General features: G+C 43.8%; 4 protein-coding genes. 3 read left to right on the top strand and 1 reads right to left on the bottom strand.

The window, feature by feature from the left end:
* The first annotated feature begins 258 nt into the window (after positions 1-258).
* A complete protein-coding gene (locus Q3F21_RS26960; RefSeq protein WP_340259645.1) occupies positions 259-531 on the top strand; it encodes an MOSC N-terminal beta barrel domain-containing protein in 273 nt (90 codons plus the stop codon).
* Positions 532-694: 163 nt separating this feature from the next.
* On the top strand, positions 695-985 hold the full coding sequence (locus Q3F21_RS26965) for an MOSC domain-containing protein (RefSeq protein ID WP_340259647.1): 291 nt from the start codon (positions 695-697) through the stop codon (positions 983-985).
* A 549-nt stretch (positions 986-1,534) separates the two neighbouring features.
* Here the strand turns inward: Q3F21_RS26965 and Q3F21_RS26970 are convergent.
* Positions 1,535-2,143 carry a hypothetical protein gene (locus Q3F21_RS26970; RefSeq protein WP_340259649.1) on the bottom strand — a complete coding sequence of 203 codons (609 nt, stop codon included), beginning with the start codon at positions 2,141-2,143 and terminating at the stop codon, positions 1,535-1,537.
* Positions 2,144-2,256: 113 nt separating this feature from the next.
* Between Q3F21_RS26970 and Q3F21_RS26975 the strand changes: the two genes are divergently transcribed.
* Positions 2,257-2,550: a hypothetical protein gene (locus Q3F21_RS26975; protein WP_340259651.1), complete on the top strand. Its 294-nt coding sequence runs from the start codon at positions 2,257-2,259 to the stop codon at positions 2,548-2,550.
* The last annotated feature ends 203 nt before the right edge of the window (positions 2,551-2,753 follow it).

A 2,753-nucleotide genomic window follows, 5' to 3' on the forward strand; every position in this document is an offset into this window, starting at 1 on the left:
GGTCCGATGTGGGAGAGTCGGTGTACAGGGCCGTTCCGCTTTTGAGCGTGCCCGTGCTCACGGTAAATGGATGCTCCAGAGCAGGGGCATTGGTCTTCTCCACCGTAAATGCTTGCAGGGATGAAAGGCTAGGGCATTGTTTGCATTTTGGTGGGCGGAAAAGAGGCGCAAGAGATTGTCGCGTAACTTGTCAGAGGCATATTTTGATCTGATGATAGAACACAGATAATGCCGAGAAACCGAAAAGGAGATTCCAACATGGAACATTCGCTTGGGAAAGTCAGTGCCATCCATCGTTATCCGGTCAAGTCGTTTCGCGGAGAAAGCCTGCAGGAAGCCATCGTGTCCCGGTTCGGCCTGTACGGCGACCGCAGCCGCGCTTTTCTGGACGAAAAAAGCTCTGTCAGACACCTGACGGCGAAGCATGTCCCCAAACTGCTTGAGTATCAGGCTGTGTGCATCAGTGAAGGAGACGAGACGTCTTTTCCGGGGGTTCGGGTGACTACGCCGGACGGGCGGGTATATGCGTAGACGGATGAGGAATTGCACAAGGAGATGGAGCAGCTCAGCGGCAGGCCTTTGGCTCCGGTCACCTTTACGCCGCAGGACGAGTTGATGGGCGTCGATCAGGGGCAGCTGCTGATCGTGACGGACGCTTCCATACGGGCGTTGGAGCAGATGTGGGGGAAAGCGGTTGATTACCTTCGTTTCCAGGCCCAATATTGTGCTGGAGCAAGCAGATGTGGTGCCGTTTGCCGAGGAGGACTGGATTGGGCGGCGGATTCAGATGGGAGAAGTTGTTGTGGAAGTGTTCAAAAAGTGCAAGCGCTGTTCGATGGTTAATATTGATCCGGAGAATTACTCGGTTGATCCTTCCCCATTGAAGACGTTTGCGGCGAGTCGGCAGGCTTGTTTTGGGGTTTATGCGAGTGTGGTTGAAACGGGGGTTGTACGGGTTGGGGATGTGGCTCGTTTGTTGGGGTGATGGTTTGGAGAACTTCTGCTGAGGGTATGGGACGAATTACCAAAACTGACATGACATGGCGCGGCTTTCTATCCGCTGTTGGCTTAATTGGCAGGGCCACGCCTGAAATTTCAAGAGATGTGGGAGTTACCAGTTTTTCTAAGGAATTTGTCAAAGGAGAAATATTTTCGTGTTGAAAGTTATTAAAAACGCAATAAGTCGATTTCGCCTGACGGTTTTGACGTAAACGCTAGAGAAAAGCAGGAGATGGAACAAATTAATCTGTTTCTAATCCGGTATGTTATTCATTCATGGATCTACCAGTGTTTATTCCCTAATGTTCTATGCAGTATCGACTTCTTTATGGACATTTTTTGCTGTCATTTCGGATAAATGGGATTCCTATTCCTTGTTCCGGCAAACCTTACAATTGCCTCTCTTAAAAAACGGGTTTCCTTCGCTGTGTTACAGATGATAGTGCCTGTTCCCTTTGAATAAAAAACCTCGATTTCCCATAACATCATGGGAAATCGAGGTCATAAAGACACTTACTATTGGGGAAGAGCTTTTTTATTCAGGCCAAACTATCCCCAAGCTACCATTGGAATATGTTAGTGTTGCTTTTGCTGAAGTATAAGCGTAAGCTACGCTTGCTGAATAATTTTCTCCTTCGTCCAAGGTGCATGGGGAACTCTTGCAAGTAGTCGACAATGTATTGCTATATACTTTTCCTACTCCTCCAGAGCCGATTAATCCGTACGCAGTGTGTGAAAGTTCATTTTTGATTGAACTTACAGAGCCTTTTAAAACAGTTGTGGTGAAATCACCAGAATACGAATTTGTTATCACACCGATAGAAGCGGATACCGATCCTTTCATTCTCCCTCCCACTGTATTATTGGAATCGTATCTTGAAACATCAAAAGTCTCTGACGAAAGGGGAGAAATGGAATTTTCTTTGATATTAACAGGAGTTGCGTATTTTTTTACAAAGTCCGCATCTTCTTTACTGAAAGGCTGGCCTATCTCATATTTGCTATTTATTTGTTCGAACTTTTGTTGAATTTGTGCTTTCGTTAAATCATTTTTTGCTAAAACCTGTACACCAAATGGGCTAAAAGATGGGATCATTGTTAATGCCATTAGAGTCAGCGCTAATGCAGTCCTCCTTAATTTCATATAACGATACTCCCTTCATAGATTTGGTAAATCACACAATAAATGATAATATAATAGATAATGGAACGCAACACAAAAATCCAAAATATATAAAAAAAGGAGTTGATTTGTATATGTCCCATTTTTTAGAGATTATTAGGGTGATTATTATTTTGTTCGGCGGTTTTTTTGTTATGGGCTACGTAGAAAGAGAAATTTTCCAATTAGTAGGTGTAAATATAGATAGCTTTGGAGTATGGTTATTAACTGCTTGCTCCAATTTTATTTTTTTATTTATTTTATATCGAAACAAGCTGCAATTCTCTGGTTGGTATGCTGGTAAGCATAGAGTCCGTATTTCAAAAAAAGCAACTATTACCCTGTCATTAATTGCTGTTTGTCTTCTACTCCTAACACCTTTATTTTGATTATTTGAGAAATATTCTTGTATGCAAAGCAGCGCCCGAACCCCTAAATTCCGGCATTTTTCGTGTTTTTCGGCCTTTCTTTCAGATACCCGCGAAATGTCCTCCTATTTTTTCGTTAGAGTTAATGCTGTGATGCCTCGTGGCGCCAATAAAACAAGGCCTCCTAGCCAACCGGCTAAGATGGCTAAGAGGCCTGATTCATC

The organism is Brevibacillus borstelensis (assembly GCF_037834415.1).
Lineage (GTDB): Bacteria > Bacillota > Bacilli > Brevibacillales > Brevibacillaceae > Brevibacillus > Brevibacillus borstelensis_A.

Bases quoted from the DNA above. Each gene is read 5' to 3' on its own strand.
- Q3F21_RS26970 (WP_340259649.1), bottom strand. From the start codon at position 2,143: ATGAAATTAAGGAGGACTGCATTAGCGCTGACTCTAATGGCATTAACA.
- Q3F21_RS26960 (WP_340259645.1), top strand. From the start codon at position 259: ATGGAACATTCGCTTGGGAAAGTCAGTGCCATCCATCGTTATCCGGTC.
- Q3F21_RS26975 (WP_340259651.1), top strand. From the start codon at position 2,257: ATGTCCCATTTTTTAGAGATTATTAGGGTGATTATTATTTTGTTCGGC.